This is a genomic window from Geodermatophilus sp. SYSU D00710, assembly GCF_054050195.1.
On sequence record NZ_JBJGYX010000015.1, the window covers coordinates 38700 to 55376 of the forward strand.

Annotated in this window: 16 protein-coding genes; 4 read left to right on the forward strand and 12 right to left on the reverse strand. The window is 74.0% G+C overall.

Going from position 1 to position 16677, the window contains the following annotated elements; translation table 11 throughout:
- Nucleotides 1–242 precede the first annotated feature (242 nt).
- The gene (locus tag ACI78U_RS09440) at nucleotides 243–2453 is read left to right on the forward strand and encodes a hypothetical protein (RefSeq protein WP_456875043.1); all 2211 of its coding nucleotides are present in this window, start codon (nucleotides 243–245) and stop codon (nucleotides 2451–2453) included.
- Between the two features lie 7 nt (nucleotides 2454–2460).
- Here the strand turns inward: ACI78U_RS09440 and ACI78U_RS09445 are convergent, their stop codons facing one another.
- The 4 genes from ACI78U_RS09445 to ACI78U_RS09460 form a co-directional block, all read right to left on the reverse strand.
- The gene (locus ACI78U_RS09445) at nucleotides 2461–2763 is read right to left on the reverse strand and encodes a hypothetical protein (protein WP_456875044.1); all 303 of its coding nucleotides are present in this window, start codon (nucleotides 2761–2763) and stop codon (nucleotides 2461–2463) included.
- 103 nt (nucleotides 2764–2866) lie between these two features.
- Entirely contained in the window at nucleotides 2867–4756 is a 1890-nt protein-coding gene (locus tag ACI78U_RS09450) for a M28 family peptidase (protein ID WP_456875045.1), read from the reverse strand.
- A 70-nt stretch (nucleotides 4757–4826) separates the two neighbouring features.
- A complete protein-coding gene (locus ACI78U_RS09455) occupies nucleotides 4827–5036 on the reverse strand; it encodes a hypothetical protein (RefSeq protein WP_456875046.1) in 210 nt (69 codons plus the stop codon).
- Between the two features lie 6 nt (nucleotides 5037–5042).
- A complete protein-coding gene (locus tag ACI78U_RS09460) occupies nucleotides 5043–6047 on the reverse strand; it encodes a leishmanolysin-related zinc metalloendopeptidase (protein ID WP_456875047.1) in 1005 nt (334 codons plus the stop codon).
- 629 nt (nucleotides 6048–6676) lie between these two features.
- Between ACI78U_RS09460 and ACI78U_RS09465 the strand changes: the two genes are divergently transcribed.
- Complete coding sequence (locus ACI78U_RS09465; protein ID WP_456875048.1) at nucleotides 6677–8230, forward strand: LVIVD repeat-containing protein; 1554 nt, start codon at nucleotides 6677–6679, stop codon at nucleotides 8228–8230.
- A gap of 144 nt (nucleotides 8231–8374) precedes the next feature.
- A complete protein-coding gene (locus ACI78U_RS09470) occupies nucleotides 8375–9517 on the forward strand; it encodes an epoxide hydrolase family protein (protein WP_456875049.1) in 1143 nt (380 codons plus the stop codon).
- A gap of 21 nt (nucleotides 9518–9538) precedes the next feature.
- On the opposite strand, the gene ACI78U_RS09475 is transcribed toward ACI78U_RS09470, so the two are convergent.
- The 8 genes from ACI78U_RS09475 to ACI78U_RS09510 all read right to left on the reverse strand — a co-directional run bounded on the left by ACI78U_RS09475 (nucleotide 9539) and on the right by ACI78U_RS09510 (nucleotide 15670).
- On the reverse strand, nucleotides 9539–10243 hold the full coding sequence (locus tag ACI78U_RS09475; protein ID WP_456875050.1) for a GntR family transcriptional regulator: 705 nt from the start codon (nucleotides 10241–10243) through the stop codon (nucleotides 9539–9541).
- 80 nt (nucleotides 10244–10323) lie between these two features.
- Nucleotides 10324–11481, reverse strand: coding sequence for a diaminopropionate ammonia-lyase (locus ACI78U_RS09480; RefSeq protein ID WP_456875051.1), 1158 nt, complete (start codon nucleotides 11479–11481; stop codon nucleotides 10324–10326).
- A 36-nt stretch (nucleotides 11482–11517) separates the two neighbouring features.
- On the reverse strand, nucleotides 11518–12261 hold the full coding sequence (locus ACI78U_RS09485) for an SDR family NAD(P)-dependent oxidoreductase (RefSeq protein ID WP_456875052.1): 744 nt from the start codon (nucleotides 12259–12261) through the stop codon (nucleotides 11518–11520).
- 2 nt (nucleotides 12262–12263) lie between these two features.
- Nucleotides 12264–12701, reverse strand: coding sequence for a GlcG/HbpS family heme-binding protein (locus tag ACI78U_RS09490; RefSeq protein ID WP_456875053.1), 438 nt, complete (start codon nucleotides 12699–12701; stop codon nucleotides 12264–12266).
- Nucleotides 12698–13393 (reverse strand): 2-oxo acid dehydrogenase subunit E2, encoded by a 696-nt coding sequence (locus ACI78U_RS09495; RefSeq protein WP_456875054.1) that lies wholly within the window; start codon nucleotides 13391–13393, stop codon nucleotides 12698–12700. Before ACI78U_RS09495 ends, ACI78U_RS09490 begins: the two co-directional genes overlap by 4 nt.
- Nucleotides 13390–13617: a biotin/lipoyl-containing protein gene (locus ACI78U_RS09500; protein ID WP_456875055.1), complete on the reverse strand. Its 228-nt coding sequence runs from the start codon at nucleotides 13615–13617 to the stop codon at nucleotides 13390–13392. Before ACI78U_RS09500 ends, ACI78U_RS09495 begins: the two co-directional genes overlap by 4 nt.
- A gap of 3 nt (nucleotides 13618–13620) precedes the next feature.
- Nucleotides 13621–14640, reverse strand: a complete 1020-nt coding sequence (locus ACI78U_RS09505; RefSeq protein ID WP_456875056.1) for an alpha-ketoacid dehydrogenase subunit beta — start codon at nucleotides 14638–14640, stop codon at nucleotides 13621–13623.
- 1 nt (nucleotide 14641) lies between these two features.
- Complete coding sequence (locus ACI78U_RS09510; protein ID WP_456875057.1) at nucleotides 14642–15670, reverse strand: thiamine pyrophosphate-dependent dehydrogenase E1 component subunit alpha; 1029 nt, start codon at nucleotides 15668–15670, stop codon at nucleotides 14642–14644.
- 138 nt (nucleotides 15671–15808) lie between these two features.
- Between ACI78U_RS09510 and ACI78U_RS09515 the strand changes: the two genes are divergently transcribed.
- Complete coding sequence (locus tag ACI78U_RS09515; RefSeq protein WP_456875058.1) at nucleotides 15809–16591, forward strand: SDR family NAD(P)-dependent oxidoreductase; 783 nt, start codon at nucleotides 15809–15811, stop codon at nucleotides 16589–16591.
- The last annotated feature ends 86 nt before the right edge of the window (nucleotides 16592–16677 follow it).

Sequence of the window (16677 nt, forward strand, 5' to 3'; positions counted from 1 at the left end):
CGGTTCGGCCAGGCCGATCAGCACCCTGGGGAGCAAGGGTTCCCACAGGTCGTCACCGCGGCGTCACTGCCGCATCACCGCGGCTCGTGGGTGACTGCACAGTGCGATGCGGGTCCCGAGGCGGATGTCCGGTCGGGACCGAGGACCACGCGGCACCGCCCGGGGTGACGCCCCGATGACGCATCGGTGACGCCCCCTGGAGACGCTCGGCCTGCACTGCGCCCACCTCGGAGGAGAGCGACATGATCGTCAAGCCGGATGCTGTCTCGACGACCGACGTCAGCGTCGAGGGGCTGCCCGAGATCCGTTTCCAGAGCGGACAGGAGCCACAGCAGAAGCAGGTCAGTGGCCTGTACACGGCCCATCCGAAGGACTCCGAGGACGTCTCCGTCGACGTCCGCGAGGCGGCCGACGGCGTCCCGTTCCTGGACGGCGCGGTGGACGGGGCCCTGGACGGGACGGCTCGCGTGGCGCCGGTGCTCCTGGTCTCCCAGGCCGGGCGTGAGGAGCTGCGCCTCGACGTCGACGGCCCCCACGCCCAGCAGGTGGCCAGTGGAGTTGCCGGCCTCGGCCTGGACCGGGTGCACTGGATCGCCGCGCTCACGCCGATGGGTCCCCACCGGTGGCGTGGCCCCATCCACTACAAGGACGGCGCCACCTCGGCCTTCCCGTACACGACCGTGACCATCCACGTCGGCGGCCACGGCGACCCGGGCGACATGCGGGCGACGGCGAGGTTCGAGGCCCCGGGGGGCCTGCGCCGCACCCGCCGTTACCGGTACTCGTCGCGGTACTTCCACACGGTCGACTTCGAGTTCGACGCCGCGACCGGGGAGTCGGCGACGACCAGCATCAACACCTGCGCCCACCCGAACCGGCCCGGGTCGCTGCCGTGCGAACAGCTCACCATCCGGACCGTCTTCCAGCGCGCCGGCTTCGACGCCACGGAGTCCCCCGGCGGGACCGTGCCGCTCACCGGTGCCGGGTCCGACGCCCGCTGGAGCGACGCGGAGATGCACGACGCCATGCAGGTGTTCTGGTCGCGCTTCTCGTCGAGCGCCCAGTGGGCCATGTGGGTCTTCTTCGCCTCGCTGCACGAACAGGGGACCAGCCTCGGCGGCATCATGTTCGACGACATCGGCCCGAACCACCGCCAGGGCACCGCGATCTTCAACGACTCGTTCATCTCGCAGGCGCCTGCGGGCGACGCCAACCCGCAGGCCTGGGTCCGGCGGATGGTCTTCTGGACGGCCTGCCACGAGATGGGCCACGCCTTCAACCTGGCCCACTCGTGGCAGAAGTCCCTCGGGACGCCGTGGGTGCCCGGTCTCCCCGACGAACCGGAGGCCCGCAGCTTCATGAACTACCCGTTCCGGGTCGCCGGTGGGCAGACGGCGTTCTTCGCGGACTTCGCCTTCCGGTTCAGCAACCCGGAGCTGCTGTTCCTGCGGCACGCCCCCGAGCGCTTCGTCCGGATGGGCGACGCCGCGTGGTTCGACCACCACGGGTTCGGCGAGGCCCAGGTGTCCCTCGAGCCGGCTCTCCGGCTGCAGCTGCGGGTCAACCGGGAGCGCCCCGTCTACCAGTTCCTCGAGCCGGTGGTCGTGGAGGCCAAGCTGACCAACACCTCCGGGAGCCCGCAGCTGGTGGACGCCCACGTGCTGGACTCCGTCGACGACATGACGCTGGTCGTCCAGCCGCCGCGCGGGCCGGCTCGCCGCCACGTCCCGTTCGCGCGCTACTGCCGGTCCCCGGAGACCGTGGTGCTCGCACCGGGCGAGTCGCTCTACTCCTCGCTGCTGGTCTCGGCCGGCATCGAGGGCCAGGCGATCGCCGAGCCGGGCACCTACCGGGTGCAGGCGGCCCTCCGCCACGGCGAGGAGGACGTCGTGTCCGAGCCGCTGACCCTGCGGGTGGCGGCCCCGGACAGCAGGGAGGAGGAGGCCCTCGCCCCGGACGTCTTCACCGAGGACGTCGCCAGGTCCCTGACCTTCGGCGGCACCGCGGTGCTCGAGCAGGCCAACGACACCCTCTCCGAGGTGGTCGACCGCCTGGGTGACCGGCGGGTCGCCGTCCACGCGGCGCTCGCCCTCGGCCTGCCCGCGGCCGCGGACTACAAGCTGGCGACCGCACGCTCGGACTCCCCGGCGGGCCTGGCCGTCGACGTCCGGAGGGCACGGCCGGAGCAGGCCCGGCGGCTGCTGGAGCGCGCCCTGGTGGACCGCGCCGACGAGGCGGCCGTGACGCTCGGCCACATCCGGTTCGCGCAGGAGGCCGAGACGGCCTCGCAGCGGTTGAGCACCTCCGACGACCCGGAGGTCGCCGGTCGGCTGATGGGCGCGGCCCACGACACCCTGTCGCGCCGCGTGGTGGGCCGGCGGAGGGTCCTCTCCTCGGTCCTCGAGGAGCTGGCACGCAAGCGGGACCGGTACTCGCAGACCACGGTGGGGTGACCGGGGATCAGACGTAGCCGAACGGCGTCGGCGAGGTCCGGAACACCACGGCGTCGCCGTGGACGGAGACCCCGACGTACAGCCGGTCGGCGACGTGGGCCCGCAGCCGGCCGACGGCCGGGCGCGACGTCAGACGCACCTCGACGTCGACGTCGACCCCGTCGTCGGCCGGCACCTCCACCGTGTCGGCCAACCCGATCTGCACGCGGGTCCGGACCTCCTCCTGCTCGAGGACCCTGCGGCCGTCCACCTCGACCACGACGGAGTCACCCTCGAACCCCTCCTCGAGCGCGATGCTCAGCACCGCCACGACCCACCACCTGCCTCTCACCGGCCTGCTCCCCGCCCGGGGCCGCGCCTGGGGCCGGACACCAGCAGCGTGCCCTCGACCCGGTGCCCGATGACACCCCGGCTCAGTGCGTGGCGGTGAACCAGGCAGCGGCCGCCACCAGGCGGGTGATGTCCGCGGCGTACCCGGCGTTGACGGAGGCGTCCGCGGGCGTGTGGTACCGGGGGTTCATCTCGGCCGGCGGCGCGCCGGGTCCGGGTCCGGCGAAGAGGTCCTCCGAGACCAGGCACGCGGTGTAACCGTTGAGCTGGAAGCTGTAGTGGTCGCTGCGGGCCTCCGCCGGGTCGGTGTCCCCGGTGGGCGGGTACAGCTGCGGAGGCGGCAGCGAGGGGGACACCTGCGGGACGAGCGCGGCGATCCTCCGCGCGAGGGCCAGCGACCGCCGCTCGATCGTGGCGGAGTCGCTGAAGCCGGCGTGCAGCTCGAAGGTGGGTTCGGGCAGCACGTCCCAGCCGATCATGTCCAGCTGGAAGACGCCGACGACGGGGGTCCCGAGGAGCGCCTGGTCGCGGGCGTAGGCCAGGCTCCCGACGAGACCGTGCTCCTCGGCGTTGAAGAGGACGAACCGTACGGTCCGGCGGGGCACGCTCAGGGTCGCGTCCAGCGCCTGGAACGCGTCCGCCGTGGCGAGCACCCCGGCGACCCCGCTGCCGTCGTCGTCGGCTCCCGGAGCGGGATCGGTCGCGGGGTCGTATCCCCGGTGCAGGGCGCCGGTGGAGTCCATGTGCGCCGTCACCAGCACGACCCCGTCCAGCCCGTTCCCGGGGAACTCGGCCTCGACGTTCTCCAGTCGCCGACCCTCGTGCGCGAAGCGGTGCCGACGGACGACGAAGCGCCCGCACCCGATCCGCGTGAGGTCCGCGACGAGCGTCGACACGGCCAGCGCGTTGTCCCGGTGGTGGATGTGCCTGCTGGTGATGACGTCACCGGCCGGGGAGACCGGCGTGGCCCCGGTGTACCGCGCCAGGTGCTCGGTGAGTGCCTGCGGCCCGATCCTGGCGTCCAGGACCTCCCTCTCCTCGGGGGTGACGGTCGGCGGGGTGGAGCCGACCTCCGCCGCTCCGGCGCGGTCGTCGGCCCACCCGGCCGCCGGGGCGGTCGGTGCCAGCTTCAGGTTGTGCCCGTGCCGGGTGCCGTCGAAGTGCAGTGCCTCCACGGACCGGCCCGCCGGTACGGCGACGACGAGGCCGTCGTCGGTGGAGCTGAGGACGGCGCGGGCCGCCGCCCCCGTCCGGAAGAAGTCCCTCGAGTTGCCGTCGAGGGCCAGGAAACCGCTGTCGACCTGGCGGTCGTCACGCAGCAGGTACAGCTCCGTCGTGAGCGGCTCGTCCTCGACCCCGAGGCGGTCGACCCGGAAACCCAGGTCGTCGAGCCGCGCGGCGGCCGTCGTCGTGCCGATCGCGTAGACCGTGGTGCCGTCGCGGCCGGTGACGTGCACGGGCACCAGCGGCAGGTCGCGGAGCGCGCTCCGCCAGTCCTCGCGGGCGTGGTCCGGCGGGACCGTGACCCGCACGTAGCGCAGGTGCGCCCGGTCGTCGAGCACCGCCGTCGCCAACAGGGGGTGCGGGGCGACCAGCAACCCGGCCCGCAGGGCCTGAGCGCGCTCGTCCGGGTCCTCCCCGACGAAGAGGACCCGGTCCGCGGTGCCCGCGCGCTCCAGGGCCTGCTGGAACACGCGGGGTGAGTCCTTCGACCCGTAGAGGACCAGCTCGGGCTCGAGGGCGCTCCAGAGGCCGGCGTCCTCGAGCGCCCGGTCGAGCTCGTCCGTGGGGAGCGGGCCGGGATCCGAGAGGACGCCCAGACGGGCGCCGCGCTGCCGGAGCTCGGCGAGCACCCCGCGCACGTACGGGTAGACGGCGAGTTCCTCGATCCGTTCTCCGTCGGCGGACAGCGTGACCGAGGCCAGTGTGCCGCCGATGTCGGAGTACACGACCGCGTCGGTCAGTGGGCCCATCGTCGCTCCTCTTGCCGCGGGACCGCATCGTCACCGCGGGACGGCGGAGGAGGCCCGTCCGCGCCCCGTCTCAGCGGTCCTCCTGCTGCGTCTCCGCCGGCCGGTCCGGGTCCGTCCGGGATGGCTCGCTCCGCCTCTCCTCCCCGGCGGCCGCGTCCGCGCCGGGGAGGGTGCGCTCCTCGTGTCCGACGATGCGGACCTCGTCACCGGCGACCTCGGGAGTGGGGTGCTCGACGTGCTCGTCGATCCACCTCCAGTCATCCTCGCCGGGCGGCTGCACCGGCCCTCACCCCCGGTCGGTCAGCACCGAGTCCGGGGCGACCTCGGGTGTCGGGTGCTCGACGTACCCACCGGTGCCGCCGATCTCGCCGATGACCTCGTGCATCCGCCCGGCCGTGAGCACGCCCATCACGGCCAGGGTCGTGGCCGACGGCAGGCTGTAGTCGTCACAGGCGTCGAGGTCCACCTGGTAGCCGAGGTCCTCGAGCGCGCCGCCGGTCACCCTGCTGAGCGGGTTCGCGCCCTGGTTGACGAAGCCGGTCATCATCTCGGCGCCGAAGACGCTCTCCCGCCAGTGGCTGCCGATGGTGCCGGGACCGAAGTCGTCCTCGATCGGGACGGGGACGCCGCCGTCCGCGCCGCCCGTGCCGCCCCCGGCCGCCGACCGGAGGCCGGCGAGCTGGGCCATCGTGGCGTTGGCGCAGGGGTCCTGCAGTCTGCCGAACTCCTCCATGGCGGTCGGCCCGGTGAACGACCACTGCGGGGTGTTGCGGTTGGCCACGAAGCCCTTCGCGGTCCAGACGAAGTCGAGCATGCCGATGACGTGGCCCATCTCGTGCATGATCACGGTGTTCCACAGGTCCTGCGCGATCATGGTGGGGATGTCGGCGACGTCGAACTCCATGATGCCGGTGATCGGGAGGAACTCGTGCGTGCTGCCGGCCGGCCGCAGGAGGCGGGGTCCGGCCCGGCCGAGGACCCGGCCGGGCCCGTCGATGGACACCCCCGCAGCGTCGATGCGGACGTCGTCGACCACCGTGCCGTCCGGTAGCCGGACGTCCTCGAGGTCGCCGACGATGACCTCGGCCCACCTGTCCGCGGCCGTCCTGAACGCCTGCTTCTGCTCGTCCGTCAGGCCGCCGAGGAACCGGACCTCGATGTGGAACGGGTTGTCGGTGTCGGCGATGCGCTTCGCGACGGCGGGGTCCGCCACGGCGTCGTACACCTCCTCGACCTCGACCCCCTCCAGTCCTGAACCGAGTCCGGCATAGAAGCTCCTGTCCTCGGACACCTGAACTCCCTCCTGGCCGTCGTGGCGACGGCGGCCGACGTGGTCACGGCCCGGTGGTCGCGGCTCGGTGGTCACGGCTCACCCCACCGCTGCGGGGACCCGCTCCACCGGGCGCGAGCACGCTAGGCGCTGCCCCGTCACCGGGTCGTCACCCCGGCGTCACCGTCTCCCGGCACCGCCGGAGCGGGGCCGGCGGTGGCCACGACGGGACCTCACGGTCCGCGTGGTGCAGCGGCGTGGAGGACCTCTGTGCCGGCGGCACCCGCGTGAGTCTGTCGGTCGAGCAGGCCGGGCCCGTGGGCGCGGTGGTGGGACGGTTCTGCCGCCGCCTCACCGATCGCTAGCTGGCGGCCGAGGCCGAGGGGATCGAGGCGAGAAGCGAGGGACGGCGGTGACGTCCGGCCGTGCGACGGCGCCCGTCGCGCGCGGGACCTGCGCGCTGCGGGGATCCCCGACGGTCGAGCGAGCTCCACGCACCTCCAGGCGATCTGGAGGGACTCCAGCGACACGAAACTCGGCGTTGCGACACGCCGAGTGGGCCTTCCATCACGGACAGATGACTGCATACCGTCCGGCCGCCTCCAGACGGGTCCACGGGGGACACGTGGGGGCGCCGAGAGGAGCAGTACGTGAGGTCAACGACCCGCCGCCGGTCCGTGATCGTGGGACTGGCCGCCGCCGGGGGGCTGGCGGCCGGCCTGCTGGTGGCGCCGCCCGCCACGGCCCACCCGGACCACTGCGTGTCCAAGGACAGCGAGGAGGTCGACGAGTCGGAGTGCTTCACCGACTCCCAGATCGCCGAGTTCGACGACTCCGGCGCGCCGCTGGCCACGCCCGGTCAGGTGGCGAGCTCACCGAACCTGCGCCTGATCAGCAGCACGCCGAAGAGCGGCATCGCCGCCGGACAGGACGCCTACAACTCCGACCTGGCCTTCGTCGACGGCTACGCGATCCAGGGCAACTACAACGGCTTCTCCGTCTGGGACGTGCGCCGGCCCGGCAGCCCGACGCTCGTCGGTCAGGCGGCGTGCCTCGGCGCGCAGAACGACGTCTCCGTCTACGGCGACATCGTCATCACCTCGACCGACTCCCGTCGCGTCAGCGACGACTGCGACGCCCCGGCGCTCGCCCGCCCGGCCACCTCCGACCCGACCGCCGACTACTGGGAGGGCATCCGGGTCTGGAGCATCGCCGACAAGTCGAACCCCCAGCTGCTGACCAGCGTCGAGACCGACTGCGGCTCGCACACCAACACGCTGGTCCCCGACCCCGCCAACGGCCGCATGCTGGTGTACGTCTCCTCCTACGGTCCCAGTGCCGCGCAGAAGGACTGCCAGACCCCGCACGACAAGATCAGCATCGTCGCCGTCCCGGACGCCGACCCGGCGTCGGCCGCGGTCGTCGCCGAGCCCGTGCTGTTCCCCGACGGCGGTTTCGCAGGGGCCACCACCGCGCCGGACGAGGCCTTCCCCACCGGCCGGGTGCGGAGCGCGACCAGCGGGTGCCACGACATCACCGCCTACCCCGAGAAGGGGATCGCCGCCGGCGCGTGCATGGGCCAGGGCGTGCTGATGGACATCAGCGACCCGCTGGAGCCGCGGGTGACGTCCTCGGTGACCGACGAGAACTTCACCTTCTGGCACTCGGCGACCTTCGACAACGACGCCACCAAGGTCGTCTTCACCGACGAGCTCGGCGGCGGCGGTGCCCCCACCTGCAACCCGACCATCGGCGACGAGCTCGGCGCCAACGCCGTCTACGACATCGTCGACGGGCAGCTGGTGAAGCGGTCGTACTTCAAGATCCCGCGGACCCAGACCAACGAGGAGAACTGCGTCGCGCACAACGGCTCGCTGATCCCCAACACCCAGGGGCGCGACATCATGGTGCAGGCCTGGTACCAGGGCGGCATCTCGGTGTGGGACTTCACCGACTCGGCGAACCCGCGTGAGATCGCCTGGTTCGACCGTGGCCCGGTCAGTGCGGACCGGCTGGTGCTCGGCGGGTCGTGGTCGGCGTACTTCTACGACGGCCTCGTCTACAGCAGCGACATCCAGCAGGGCCTCGACGTCCTGAGGCTCAACGACCCGGCCATCGCCGGCTCGGGGTCGGACCGGACCGGCACGCTCAACCCGCAGTCGCAGACGCGGTACACCGTGGGCAGCAGCGGCAGGTCCCGCTAGTCCCCGGAGCGTCGGGCCCGCCCCTGTCCGGGGGGCGGGCCCGATCGCGTTCGGCCGCTCCGGCCGACACCGCATCCGCCGGCACCCCACCATCGGGAACAGTCAGGCGGACCCGTCCTGGCCCGACGCCCCCGGGAGGAGTGCATGACCGTCACCCCGTTCACCCCGACCGTCGACCCCGCCGTCCTGGAGGACCTGCGCGCCCGGCTGCGCGCCACCCGCTGGCCCGACGCCATCCCGGGCGCGGGGTGGGACTACGGCATGGACACCGACGTGCTGCGGTCGTTCGTCGACACGTGGCTGCACGACTTCGACTGGGCGCGGCAGCAGGAGCGGCTGGCCGCGGTCTCGCACAGCCGCGTCGACGTCGACGGCCTCGGGGTCCACGTCGTCCACGAGCGGGCTCCCCGGCGGGACGCGGGGGAGCCGCTGCCGGTCGTGCTGCTGCACGGGTGGCCGAGCTCGTTCGTGCAGATGCTGCCCATCGTGCCGCTGCTCACCCGTCCCGACGAGCACGGCGGCGAGCCGGGGGACGCCTTCGACGTCGTGGCGCTGTCCCTGCCGGGCTACGGGTTCAGCGACCGGCCGGCCGAGCGGGGGATGGGCGTCGGCCGCATCGCCGGGATCGTCGTCCGGGTCATGGAGGAGCTCGGCTACCCACGCTTCGCCGGGCGCGGCAGCGACCTGGGCGCCGGCGTGCTGCGCGAGCTGGCGCTGACCGCCCCGGACCGGCTCGTCGCCCTGCACGTGTCGGGCACCAACCCCTACCTGGGCTGGGTGCCCGACGACCTCAGTGACGCCGAACGCGAGTTCGTCGCCCGGGCACAGGAGTGGAACCAGAGCGAGATGGCCTACGCGATGGAGCACTCGTCGAAGCCGCAGACACTCGCGCACGCGCTCAACGACTCACCCGCGGGACTGGCCGCGTGGGTGCTGGAGAAGTTCCGCACCTGGAGCGACTGCGGCGGCGACCTCGACTCCGTCTACGACCGCGCCGACCTGCTGACCAACCTCACGGTCTACTGGGCGACGCAGACCATCGGCTCGTCCATGCGGCTGTACTACGAGACCGTGCGCGGCCCGTCGGCCGGCTGGGGCCGGGTGGAGGTGCCCACGGGCATGGCGATGTCCGGCGCCGACATGTTCCCCACGCCGCGGGAGTGGGCCGAGCGGCAGTGGAACGTGGCCTCCTGGACCGATCTGCCGCGCGGCGGGCACTTCCTCGAGTGGGAGGTGCCGGAGCTCGTGGCGGAGGACGTGCGGCGGTTCTTCCGCTCCCACCGCTGAGCGCGGGTCGGTCCCCGGGTGTCAGGCCCCGCCGGCGTCCTGCTCGCCGAGCAGGCGGGCGACGGCCTCGCCGGTGTCGAGCACGTGCCGGCGGGCGAGCCGCCCGGCGCCCGGTGCGTCCCCGCGGTCGACGAGGTCGGCGAGCTGCTCGTGCAGCGAGACCCAGTCGCTGCCCAGGTCGCCGGCGACCATGTGGAAGTAGAACCGTGCGCGCTTGTGCAGCTCGGTCGAGAGGCTGCCCAGCACCGCGTTCCGGGCCGCGGCGCGCATCGCCGCGTAGAAGTCGGAGCTGGACCGCTCCAGGGCCTCGTCGTCCCCGATCTCCAGCAGCTTCCGGCTCCGGTCGACCACGCGGCGCAGCGCCTGCAGGTCGGCCGCGGTGCGCCGCTGCGCGGCCCACTCCGCGATGGCGCCCTCGATCACCGCGCGGGCCTCGAAGAGCTGGGTCAGCTCCTCCTCGGAGCGCTCCCGCACGTAGGCGCCGTACCGCGGGCGGATGTCGACCCAGCCGGCCTCGTGCAGCGACCGCATGGCCTCCCGCACCGGGATCCGGCTGACGCCGTACTGGGCGGCCAGGCGATCGGTGTGCAGCCGCTCCCCGGGGGCGAAGACCCCCTGGATGATGGCGTCCTCGAGGATCTCGTGGATGCGCGCGGGCAGCGTGCCGGCGTCGAGGGACCCCAGCGCCGGGTGGCCGCGCTGCGGCGTCGAGGTGGTCGTGGTCACGGTGGTGCGCCCCCTTGGTTCCCGATGGATTCTGCCTGATCGTCCCGGCGGCACGGGAGCACCGGCCGCAGCGGTGCCGATCATGGTGAGCCGGCGGCCGACCCGGCCAGGACCCGCGCGTAGTTCACCGGATCGGTGACACCCTCGGTGAGCACGAGCAGCACCGACGCCGACGCGTCGAGGCCGAGCGCGGCCGACTCCTCCGGCCGCAGGCACAGCAGCCCGCCCAGGGCCGCCGCGGCCGACTCGCCGACGGCCAGGTCGAGCCCGGCGAGCACCCGCATGGCCTCCTCGGCCCAGGCGTCGTCGATGGCCACCAGGCCGCGGAAGGTGTCCCGCACCACCGGCAGCGCCAGCGGTGAGGGCAGCCCGCAGTTGAGCCCGGCCATGCTCGAGGTGTGCGGACCGGGCACCTCCACCGAGGTGCCGGCCGCCACCGAGGCCATGACGCAGGCGGCCGACGTGGGCTCGACCGAGACCAGCGTCGTCGAGCGTGGCGCGTGGTGGTGGGCGGCCGCGGCGGCCAGGCTGCCGACGCCGACCGGGACCACCACGTGGCTCGGCGGGACGAGGCCGGCCTCGGCGACCTGGTCGTCGACCTCGGCGAAGACGGTGGCGTACCCGTCGACCACCCAGCCGGGCACGTCCCGGTAGCCCTCCCAGGCGGTGTCGGAGACGACCAGGGTCCGCTCGTCGGCGTAGGTGGCCGAGCGGGCGACGGCGTCCTCGTAGCTGCCGTCGACCACCTCGACCGTGGCCCCCTCGCCGGCGATGCCCTCGATGCGCGCCGCGGCCGTGCCCTGCGGCACGAGGACGTGCGCCCCCCAGCCGAGCAGCCGGGCCATCCGGGCGACGGCGCGGCCGTGGTTGCCGTCGGTGGCGGCGACCAGCCGGTGGCCGTCGGGGTCCCCGAGCTGTGCGCGCAGCTCCGCCAGGTCCGACCAGGCGCGGACCGGCTCGGCCCGGGCGGCCAGCACGGCGCGGTAGGCCGCCCAGGACGCGCCGAGGATCTTGTAGGCCGGCAGGTCCATCCGGAGGGTCTCCACCTTCGCCGCCACCGACCCGACGCCGAGGCGCCGGGCCAGGGACGGCAGGTCCCGCAGCTCGGTGGGCCGGTAGCCGGGCAGCAGGCGGTGGAACTCCCGCGGGCCGGCCGGCCCGTCGCCCGCCGGCGGGCGGGACGGCGGGACCGGTCGCCCGAGTCGGCCGGGATCGTTCAGGAGCAGCCGGTGGTGCACGGTTCCCCTCCAGGTCTGGCGTCGCGGGACGGGTGGTCAGACGGCGCTGTAGCCGCCGTCGACGACGAGGGCCTGACCGGTGACGTAGGCGGCGCCGGGGGAGGAGAGGAACAGGACGCTGCCCACGACGTCCTCGGGGACGCCCTGCCGCCGCAGCGGGATCGACCCCTCCAGCCGGGCCAGCGCCGCGGCGGGGTCGTCCTGGTGGTCCCAGTACGCGTCGTTGAACGGGGTGTCGATCCAGCCCGGGCAGACGGCGTTGACCGTGATCCCGTCCGGCCCGAGCTCGTCGGCCAGCGCCCGCACCAGGTTGAGGACCCCCGCCTTGGAGGCGTGGTAGGCGGGCATGCCCGCGTGGCCGCGCAGGGCCCCGGTCGAGGAGGTGATGACGATGCGGGGCACCGCGGACGCGCGCAGGTGGGGCAGCGCCGCCTGCGCCAGGAGGAACGGCGCGCGCAGGTTGACCGCGAGGGAGCGGTCCCAGTCCTCGACCGTCCAGTCGGGCAGCGGGCGGGCGAGCAGCAGGCCGGCGTTGGCGAAGACCACGTCCAGCCCGCCGCCGTGCGCGGCGGCCGCGGCCACCGCCTCGGCCGGGGCCGCCGGGTCGGCCAGGTCGGCGACGAACGCGGCGGCCGGCCCCGGCAGGTCCTCGGCCGCGGTCGCCTTGGCGCAGTCCCCGTCCCGGTCGGCGACCAGGACGGCGTCGCCGCGCTCGCGGAAGGCGCGCACGACCGCCCGCCCGATGCCCCGGGCGCCGCCGGCGACCAGCACGGAGGCCACGGTCAGGCCTCCAGCCCGGCGGCGGTCAGCCCCGCGAGCGCGCAGGCGCGGTCGACGGCGGCGGCCGCCCCGCTCACGCCGACCCCGCCGACCAGCGCGCCGTCGGCGTGGATCGGCAGGCCGCCGGCGAAGACCACGAGGCGACCGCCGAGTGCGGTGGACATGCCCCAGTCGGCACCGCCGGGCGCGGTGGAGCCGGCCCACGTCTCGGTCGGCGCGTCGAGGGCGACCGCGGTGTAGGCCTTGTCGGTGGCCAGCGGGAGGGCGACCAGCTGGGCGCCGTCCATGCGGATGGCGGCGACGAGGTTGCCGCCGGCGTCCACGACCGCGGCGCCCAGGGCGGCGCCGCGCTGCTCGGCCTCGGTGCGGACGCCGGCGAGGACGGCCAGCGCGAGGTCGAGGCTGACGTCGGTGCGCGATCGGGTCGGTGCGGTGGTCACGGGAGTGCCTCCGGGGCGTCGGTGGGGGCTGCGGGGAGCCCGGCGGGGTCCTCGAGGCGGTCGGCCACGTCGGTGAGGAAGCCGGCCGCCGGCGCGCCGTCGACGACGCGGTGGTCGCAGGAGAGGGCGAGCTCGAGCCGGCCGTCCACGACCGCGCCGACGGCGAGGATCCCCGCCTGCGGGGGTAGCACGAGGGCGCGGAACCGGTGCACCCCGTGGGGGCCGAGGTTGGAGACGGTGAAGGTGGCGGAGAAGACGTCCTCGGGGCGCAGCGTCCCCGCGTGGGCCGCCGCGGTGAGCCGGACCCGCTCGGCGGCGAGCTCGTCCAGGCTCCGGCGGTCGGCGTCGCGGATGGCGGGGACGACCAGGCCGTCCTCCACCGCCACGGCCAGGCCCACGTTGACCGCACCGTGCTCGACGATGCCGTCGTCGGTCCAGGAGGCGTTGAGCCGCCGGTGGGTCGCCAGGGCGGCGGCCGTGGCGGCGGTCAGCGCGTCGCTGAGGGAGAACCGGTGCCCTCCGGCCGCGCGCAGGTGCTGCACCGCGCGGACGTCGACGGTCCGCTCGACGGTGAACTGCGGCACCGACGCCGAGGCGACGACGGTGCGCACCACGGCCCGGCGCAGACGGGAGAGCGGCACCAGCCGGTCGGCGACCGCCGGGCCGACGGCCGGCGCGCTCGCCCCGGTCACTGCAGCCGGGCGATGACGGCGCCGACCTCGGCCGTCTCGCCGGTCTGGACCAGGATCTCGGCGACCACGCCGGACCCGGGGGACTCCACGTCGGCGTCCACCTTGTCCGACTCGACCGTGACCAGGGGCTGGCCCTCGGTGACCTCGTCGCCGACCGCGACCAGCCAGTCGCCGACGACGGCCTCCTGCATCGTCATCCCCCACTTGGGCAGCACGACGTCCACGGGTCAGCCCTCCAGGGTCGACAGCACGGCGGCGCGGATCTTCTGCTCGTCGACGAGCACGCGCTTCTCCAGCACCGGGGAGAACGGCACCGGGACGTCCTCCCAGGCGACCCGCCGGGGGGCGCTCTTCAGCGAGCCGAACGCGGCCTCGCTCACCATGGAGGTGATCTCGCTGGCCACCCCGCAGGTGAGCCGGGCGTTGTCGCAGACCACCAGCCGGCCGGTCCTGGCCACCGACTCCAGGATCGTGTCCCGGTCGAGGGGCACGAGGGTGCGCGGGTCGACGACCTCCACGGAGACGCCCTCGGACTCCAGCGCGCGGGCCACCTTCAGCGCCTTGGGCACCAGCGCGCCGATCGCGACGACGGTGACGTCGGTGCCGGGCCGTTTCACGTCGGCGACCCCGAACGGGATGGCGTAGGGCTCCTCGGGCACCTCGCCCTTGGTCCCGCCCAGCACCGCGTCCTGGAAGTAGACGACCGGGTTGGGGTCGCGCACGGCCGTGACCATCAGGCCCTTGGCGTCGTAGGGCGTCGACGGCATGACGACCTTCAGCCCCGCGACGTTCATGAGCATCGGGTGCGGGTTCTCGCTGTGCTGGGCCGCGGCGGCGCCGGAGGGGCCGCTCATCGTGAAGTAGACGATCGGCAGCTCGACCTGGCCGCCGGACATGTAGCGCAGCTTGGCCGCCTGGTTGGCGACCTGGTCCATGGCGACGTAGAAGAACGAGCCGACCATGAGGTCCACGACCGGCCGCAGCCCGACCGCGGCCGCGCCGACGCAGGCGCCGACGAACGTGGCCTCGGAGATGGGGGTGTTGCGGACGCGGTCCTCACCGAACTCCTGGATCAGGCCGCGGGTGGCCCCGATGATCGAGCGGTCGACGTCCTCGCCGAGGACGACGACGGTCGGGTCCTCGCGCATGGCGTCGCGCAGGCCCTCCTGCATGGCCTTGATGAAGTACTCGCGGCGCACGGCCGGCGCGTCGGCGGTGCGCGGAGCGGCGGTGGGGGTGGCGGTCACGTCAGATGTCCCCTCGGTCGTCGTGGGCGGAGGTGGCGTAGAGGGCCGCCAGGGCCTCCTCGGGGTCGGGGAAGGGGCTGGCCTCGGCGAAGGCCACGGCACGCTCGACGGCCTCGGTCTCCTCGGCGTCGACCGCGTCGAGGTCGGCCTCGGCGATGCCGGTGGCCACCAGGTGACGGCGGTAGGCCGCGATCGGCTCCCGGGCGCGCCAGTGGTCCTGCTCCTCGCGCGGGCGGTAGTCGCCGGCGAAGGCCTCCTCGCCCTCGTTGTGACCGTGCCAGCGGTAGGTCATGGCCTCGATCAGCGTCGGGCCCTCCCCGGCGCGGGCGCGGGCGACGGCCTCGTCGGTGGCCTGCCGCACCGCGAGCACGTCGTTGCCGTCGACCTGCACGCCGGGGATGTCCATGGCCCGGCCGCGGTCGGCGATCCGTCCGGCGGTGAGCTTCGAGGTGGGCGTCCACTCGGTGTACTGGTTGTTCTCGCAGACGAAGACGACCGGCAGGGACCAGATCGAGGCGAGGTTCATCGACTCGAAGAACACGCCCTGGTTGGAGGCGCCGTCGCCGAAGAAGGTGGCGGTGACGTTGTCCCGGCCCAGCTGCTTGTCGCCCCACGCCGAGCCGGTGCCGATCGGGATGCCGCCGCCGACGATGCCGTTGGTGCCGATGATGCCGAGCCCGAAGTCGACGATGTGCATCGAGCCGCCCTTGCCGCGGCAGTAGCCGTCGACCCGGCCGAGCAGCTCGGCCATCATCCGGTCGACCTCGGCGCCCTTGGCGATGAGGTGGCCGTGGCCCCGGTGGGTGCTGGTGATGCGGTCGTCGGCACGCAGCGCCGAGCACACGCCCACGGCCACCGCCTCCTCCCCGAGGTAGAGGTGCACGAACCCGGGTAGGCGCCCCCGCTTGAACAGGTGGGCGAGCTTCTCCTCGAAGCGCCGGATGCGGAGCATCAGCCGCAGCAGGTGGAGCTGCTCGTTCCGCGGCGGCGGGTCGGCGGTCGGATCCGGAGCCAGGTCGGTCTGGGTCACGGGCTTCTCCACTCGGGACGGGGATGTGGCCGGACGGGGCGCGGCGCCGGACGGACACGGGCCGTCACACCGCGCTGATGGATTGTTTATACAGTATCTCAATAATGTGCACCAGGGACCGGGAGGGAAGGTCGGCTCATGGGACTGCTCGACGGGCGCGTGGCGCTGGTGACCGGGGGAGCGCGGGGCATCGGCCTCGAGGTGGGGGCGCGACTGGCGGCCGCCGGCGCCGCCGTCGCCCTGGCCGACATCGCCGAGGGGGCCGTGCAGGAGGCGGCCGGGCGCCTGCGGACCGACGGCGCCCGGGCCGCCGGCGTGGTCGTGGACGTGACCGTCGAGGCGTCGGTCACGGCCGCCTTCGACGCGGCCGAGGCCGCGCTCGGCGCCGTCGACGTCGTCGTCGCCAACGCCGGGATCCTGGTGCTGGAGCGGGCCGTGGACCTGTCGGTGGCCGACTACCGCAGGGTCGTCGACGTCAACCTCACGGGCACCTTCCTCACCTGTCGGGAGGGGGCCCGGCGCATGGTGCGGGCCGGTCGCGGCGGGCGGATCGTCGTGTCCTCCTCCCTGTTCGGCCTGCGGGGAGGCGTGGAGAACACCGCCTACTCGTCGAGCAAGTTCGGCGTGGTCGGCCTGGCGCAGTGCCTGGCCGCCGAGCTCGGCGGGGACGGCATCACCGTCAACGCCGTGTGCCCGGGGCAGGTCGACACCGTCATGATCCGCGACCTGATCGCCGAGCGTGCCCGCCTGACCGGGTCCTCGCCGGAGGCGGTGGAGCAGGAGATGCTGGCGCGGGTCCCCAGTCGCCGCATGGCCCGCCCGGAGGAGGTCGCCGACGCCTACGTCTGGCTGGCCTCCGACATGGCCGGCTACGTCACGGGGCAGGCGATCGTGGTGGACGGCGGGTGGCAGCTCGGCTGAGCGCCGGCCGTCGCGCGGGACGCGGTGCGGTGCGGGCAGGCTCGGGTCGTCCGCGTCCGGAGGGTTGACACACGTCCTGCCGTCGT